Here is a 5780-nt window from a genome sequence, read left to right as displayed (position 1 = left end):
GTTTATCCTGATAAACAACATTTCCGGTAAAACTTTAACCAGGGAAACCTTTTTGAGACTATCAAGGGCATCAAGAATGAGGATTTTTCCCCCTCCATACCAAACACTGGAAAAAGGGCACGGACGAATTGAAAAACGCACCATTAAAACTGTTCCCGTAAAAAAGGGATAGACAAATTTCCCTTACGCAGCCCAGTTTGCCAGGGTAGAAAGATTATTCACGGATTTGCACGGCGAAAAGCCGAAGAAAGATATCCAATTTTACATTACCAGCCTATCTGCTGAAGAAGCGGATTCACAAGCTGTTGCCGCTTCTACGACAAGAACTAACTTATCCCTGTAAATGGTTACGGCTTGTTCAAGAATGTAAAGGGCTTCCTTACCCTGAGCGGCCATGAATGTATTGCTGTAAAGAAGGTCGATCATATCGGAAAAGACTCTGTCAAATTATCATTTTTATCTTTACCATTGATCTTTATACTTCCTGGTTTTGATAAAAGGTTTGGCTGGCCAGAAATTCCTGTATATATCGAAATAATTGCACTTGCCCTGGTTTTAATCGGGTATCTCATGACTATACCGGTATTAAAGGCAAACAGCTATGCTTCCCGAGTAGTCGAAGTTGATAAAAGCCAAAAAATTATATCAACAGGACCTTTTAAATAATAAATAAAAGCTGCTTTCGGCTAGGGCCTTAAGACAGATATATTTAGTGAAACTGGAGGCGTACTGCACGGCCCTTTAGCTTACCGTTACTGTTTTGGTTGCCTCGTTCCAGGTAACTGTCTTACCCAACGCTTCAGCCAACGCTCTTACAGGAGCGCAGGAAGTACCATTATACAGGTAACCTTCCAACTCCTTACCGCCAACAACAACCTTGATCTTCGGCAGTTCCATATCATCACCTTCTGTATTTAGATTCAGCCCCAAATAAGAGGCTATACCGCAAGCAATTGCCCAAGCTGCCTTATCCTGGAATTCAGCCGCTTTTAACAAGGTTTCTTCCTGAGGATTTGATATAAACGCAACTTCCACAAGGGCAGCAGGACAGTCAGAATGAACCAAAACGTATAGGTGATGCCCGACCTTATTATCGTCCTTTACTCCGCGGCCTGTTAGGCCAACAGCCGGAAGAAGCAGATCGTAAATCTTCTGGGCTAAAACCTTACCTTTCTGGCTGTCGTGCCATATCTCCATCCCGTGGGCGTTTGCAGTGGCTGAATTACAATGAATACTTACAAAACAGTCAGCCTTCTTGCTGTTTGAAATAGCAACCCTGCCCTGCAAATCACCCGACACATTACCGGACGGATCAGCCAGGGCTTTGTCAGTTGTGCGTGTGAAACAAACAGTAGCGGCCTGGGAAAGATAATTGCCAACTTTTATGGCGATCTGTAGGTTTACATCTGACTCTTTTGTCCTGGCAGGACCGACAGCGCCTGAATCCCAACCGCCATGACCAGGATCTAAACAGACTAACATATGATCATCTCCTCCTTTCTTCTTGTTATTTGTTCAATATAATCTGTAACAGTCAGACATAAATTTACTATATCAGACAATATTTATCAATCGTTTTAATTTGCAGTATTTTGTAGAATTAAGAAACGAGTATCTTTATAATCCTATATACTGCCCCTTTCTAACTATAAAAAAGAAGTGGATAATCCACCTCTCTTTTTATCAAGTCCATCTTTATCAAATGTTCTCATTTTATAATCGCAGATATTAATTTCATATTTAAGGACAAAACTTTCAAACTCTTGTACTGACAGGGATTTTTGATTAGAGAAATTTTTTGCTTATTTTATCGCCGTTGTATAAAAAGACGACTTTTTTACTGTCAACGACAGTCTCGATGTGTATCTTTCTCCCCCATATCTGATGTACATAGGGAAGGGTCTTTTCCAGATAGAAAACGTCCAACTCAATACCTTCGTAATTGTGCTTCAGATACAAATCACCCTGCTTTCCGTAATCGCCATCCTCCACCACAAGATAGGGAAAACCGCAGTTGGTCAGGCTGTCGACAATCACATCCCGTACTACTTCCCAGTCCTTTTCCACCACTTTCCACTCTGTGCCCTGCTTTTTATACAGGTACAAATCCAGCTCCTCGATAAGATCTTTGCTCAGGTAGTTCCTTAAAAAGGAAATATCGTTTTCGGATTCCCTTACCTCAAAGATCTTGTTTCTTCCCCCGCCTTCAGCCCTTTTATACTTTTCCTTTTCTTCCTTACCGGGTTGGTCCCATCTTTTTTCAATGGATTCGTAAAGCTTCAGGCCGATCAAATAGGGGTTCAAATGAAAACGGGAAGCCTGAACAACCCCGGTATGCATTTTGGCAAATTCTAAGGCCTCGTCCTCAACTAGATCCAGTTCGCGCATTATCTTCAGGTGCCAGTAAGTTGCCCAGCCCTCATTCATGACTTTGGTTTCCATCTGCGGCCAGAAGTAAAGCATCTCCTGCCTGATCACTGAAATTATATCCCGCTGCCAGTCTTTGAGGTCGCGGGAATGCTCCATTAAAAAGAGCAGTAAATCCTTTTGCGGGCTTTCGGGAAATTTCACGTTATCTTCGCTTTTATTTTCCCGGTTGGGCTGATCGATCTCCCAAAGGTCATCATAGGTCGTATCTTCAGGTTCCTTTTTTCTGTTCTTTTTAGGATTGAGAAAGCAGCGCGGGTCGACATGCTCCTCGATTGATATAACCGCGTCCAGGAAAGATTCAACCTTGTCTTTGCCGTACTGCATTTCGTAGCCCCTGAACCGTTCCGCCGCCCCCGCCATGGACTCGACCATATTGCGGGCAGTGCGTCGAAAATGAACGTTATTCTTAAAGAAATCACAGTGAGCGAGAACGTGAGCAATGACCAGCTTGTTCTGAATAAGTGAATTCCCCTCCAGTAAAAAGGCATAACAGGGGTCGGAATTAATCACGAGCTCATAGATCCGGCTCAGGTTGTAATCGTACTGGGTTTTCATCTTGTGGTAGGCCTTGCCGAACGTCCAGTGTGAATAACGGGTGGGCATACCGTATGCCCCAAAAGTATAAAGTATGTCAGCCGGGCATATTTCAAAAAAAATATCGTAGAAGTCAAGCCCGAATTCTCTCGCTATGGCGGTTATCTTTTCAACGGCTTTTTCCAGCAGGCGCAGTTCGTCATTTGCCATAAAAATCACTCCTAACCAGATACAGCTTTGAAGATTACATACATAAATAGTATATGTTCACCGCTGCGCCTTTTGGACGTCTAAAGCTGTTTTTCTTGAAGTTCTTTTCCTGGTATAATTTATGTTTATAGAGTACCCCGCTTGTTCCTGGTGGATATTTTGTTTGAGGTAAAGAGATGGACGAGAAGGAAACGAATCTTTATTTTTATCTTCTATTCCTGTTATAATCCGGATGAGATATTTATTAATAATCTGGGGGGGAGAACATGAACTGGAAAGACTTTATCGATCTTCTCACAGGCTGGCTGCTCCATTCGGGGCTGCGCATCCTGCTGGTTATCGCCGCCGCTTTTATTGCGGAACGTCTGATCAACACCGCCTTTAAAAGGTTCGAGAAAGTGCTGACCAGCCAGGAATACGTACAGGAAAATAAAAAACGCGTCCATACTCTATTGGGAATTCTGCACAAGATAGTTAAAGTCAGTGCTTTTGTGGTGGCTGTGATTATTATCCTCAATGAATTGGGAATCGATATCAGGCCGATTATCACGGCGGCTGGAATTGGCGGCCTGGCCCTTGGCTTCGGCGCCCAGAGTCTGGTCAAGGATGTAATCAGCGGATTTTTTATACTCCTGGAAAATCAAATCAGGATTGGCGATATCGTCTCTTTGAATGGCACTTCGGGTGAAGTTGTTTCAATAAATTTAAGAACGACTGTGCTGCGGGACTTGAGCGGTGTAGTTCACATATTCCCCAACGGTTCAATAACTTCGGTCTCCAACATGACCAAGGATTGGTCAGGGTATTTGATCGACCTGGAAATCTCCTACCGTGAGGACATTGACTATGTTATTGGGATACTTAATAAAATAGGCGATAATTTGTCCAAAGATCCTGAATTCAAGCAGCTGATCCTTGCCCCTTTGGAAGTGCTGGGCGTTAATAATTTCAACCCCAGCGGAGTCATCATCAAGCTGATGATTAAAACACTGCCCCTACAGCAGTGGAAGGTTGGACGCGAGCTTCGTAAAAGGATTAAAAATACCTTTGATGAACTGGGAATAGAAATTCCTTACCAACACATAACTTTATACTGGGGGGAAGAGAAGAAGTAAATGAAGAAAACCGCTGCATCCACTCACCCGGCTCTGTGAACAAATCTCACGGCAAATTCCGGCATACAAGCGTCAACCAATTATTGAACCCGGAGAAGCCAGATCAAACCCCCTGCCTAACACTTTTCCGATCAGATCGGAAGGAGAATCAATATGCCCGTATCTTACAGCAAGTGAACGCACAAATGGCTGGTTAAGACTGCGGAAGATAGATTCTGTTTGTCTGTCCGAGAAACTGTTAAACATTTTTCTGTAAGAAAGCCCCTTTATTATTTCTTTACCCGGGTTTTTTTCCCATAGAACTTGGTAGGCGGACAGTCTTTCTCCGGTAAAATTATTCTGTTTAAGTGATTCAACAGCAACAGAAGCGCAATGGCCGGCGCTTAGAAGACCAAAATAGAGACCGCCACCGGAGATGGGTTTAGTCTGACAGGCAACATCGCCGACAACCATGACATTGTCGCCGTATACCCTTTGAGGAAGACCGACAGGAATAATGCCGCCGGTTGTTTTCTTTATCTTCATGTCCTTAAAAAGTTCCGGATATCTTTCAATAAGCATTTTAAAACAATGTAACGGCCCTGCTGAATTATCAAAAACTCCCACCCCCACACGGCTTTGTTTTTCATCCAAGGGAATGATCCAGCCAAACCAGCCTGGTGAGATCGATCTCCCCAGAAAGAGTTTTACAGAGCCGGCTTCTTCATTCGGCATCTCTACTTCAGCGGCAAAGGCCCTGACTTTTATTTCAGGCCGGGGTATATTGATAAAACGGGCGGTTAAAGAATTCACCCCGTCAGCGCCAATTAACAGGGGTGTTTTAAATAAATGTTCCCTGCCGCCGGAAATTGCTTTTATCTCAATTTCATTCCCATTTCTTCTAAGACCAACAACCCTTGTGGATAATCTCACATCCACCCCGTTATCAACGGCCTGCGTGTATAACCGGCGGTCGAACATAGTTCTGTCTATGGCCAGGGCGCATACCTTGTCAAAGTTAAGCGGCATAATCGCTCCAAGAGGGTAACTACTCAGCTACGTAAATATTTTTCTCAAATTACGCCTCAATAGAAAAATAGTCCTGGACTCAACGCTGCAAATCATGTAATATGGAAACATGAAAACAGAAGCTGAATTCCGGGTAACAGAGATAACCGAATATCACGTCCAGGCAGTCTTAGCGATTGATCTCTGACAACCCTTCATGGAACCGCAGCAGGCTGTCGAGGGAACTCTGCCGATTCTGGAATTGGCACTCTCCCACAGGACAGATAAAGGATATGGCCTGCCGGGATCTCTTGCTCAAACTGGAGCAGCAGGGGCAAATCGTATTGCCCACACGCTTAGGAGCCGTAGCAAATTAAAGAACCTGCTCCCTTAAAATGATAGAAGTAATTGAGCCTGGTCACACATCCAAAGAAACTGTTCAAATATCTGCTCTATCGATTCCACTATCTTGGCTTCAATGGCGCAGTAGGCGAGAATATGAAG

5 protein-coding genes are annotated in these 5780 nt (G+C 43.8%); 2 read left to right on the top strand and 3 right to left on the bottom strand.

Annotated elements, in window-relative coordinates; all coding sequences use genetic code 11:
- The first annotated feature begins 354 nt into the window (after positions 1 to 354).
- Positions 355 to 666, top strand: a complete 312-nt coding sequence (locus DEH07_08660) for a hypothetical protein (protein HBY04573.1) — start codon at positions 355 to 357, stop codon at positions 664 to 666.
- A 75-nt stretch (positions 667 to 741) separates the two neighbouring features.
- Here the strand turns inward: DEH07_08660 and DEH07_08655 are convergent, their stop codons facing one another.
- A complete protein-coding gene (locus DEH07_08655) occupies positions 742 to 1482 on the bottom strand; it encodes an N-acetylmuramoyl-L-alanine amidase (GenBank protein ID HBY04572.1) in 741 nt (246 codons plus the stop codon).
- 303 nt (positions 1483 to 1785) lie between these two features.
- A complete protein-coding gene (locus DEH07_08650) occupies positions 1786 to 3174 on the bottom strand; it encodes a stage V sporulation protein R (GenBank protein ID HBY04571.1) in 1389 nt (462 codons plus the stop codon).
- Positions 3175 to 3440: 266 nt separating this feature from the next.
- Here DEH07_08650 and DEH07_08645 point away from each other — a divergent pair, with 266 nt between their 5' ends.
- Positions 3441 to 4289, top strand: coding sequence for a mechanosensitive ion channel protein MscS (locus DEH07_08645; GenBank protein HBY04570.1), 849 nt, complete (start codon positions 3441 to 3443; stop codon positions 4287 to 4289).
- 72 nt (positions 4290 to 4361) lie between these two features.
- Here the strand turns inward: DEH07_08645 and DEH07_08640 are convergent, their stop codons facing one another.
- Positions 4362 to 5297, bottom strand: coding sequence for an NAD(P)/FAD-dependent oxidoreductase (locus DEH07_08640; GenBank protein ID HBY04569.1), 936 nt, complete (start codon positions 5295 to 5297; stop codon positions 4362 to 4364).
- Between the last annotated feature and the right edge of the window lie 483 nt (positions 5298 to 5780).

Origin of the sequence: Desulfotomaculum sp. (assembly GCA_003513005.1) — a bacterium.
In the GTDB taxonomy this organism is placed as follows: domain Bacteria; phylum Bacillota; class Desulfotomaculia; order Desulfotomaculales; family Nap2-2B; genus 46-80.
The sequence above is the reverse complement of the archived record's forward strand: the minus strand, read 5'-3'. Positions and strand labels throughout refer to the sequence as shown.

Bases quoted from the DNA above. Each gene is read 5' to 3' on its own strand.
- DEH07_08640 (HBY04569.1), bottom strand. From the start codon at position 5,297: ATGCCGCTTAACTTTGACAAGGTATGCGCCCTGGCCATAGACAGAACT.
- DEH07_08655 (HBY04572.1), bottom strand. From the start codon at position 1,482: ATGTTAGTCTGTTTAGATCCTGGTCATGGCGGTTGGGATTCAGGCGCT.
- DEH07_08645 (HBY04570.1), top strand. From the start codon at position 3,441: ATGAACTGGAAAGACTTTATCGATCTTCTCACAGGCTGGCTGCTCCAT.
- DEH07_08650 (HBY04571.1), bottom strand. From the start codon at position 3,174: ATGGCAAATGACGAACTGCGCCTGCTGGAAAAAGCCGTTGAAAAGATA.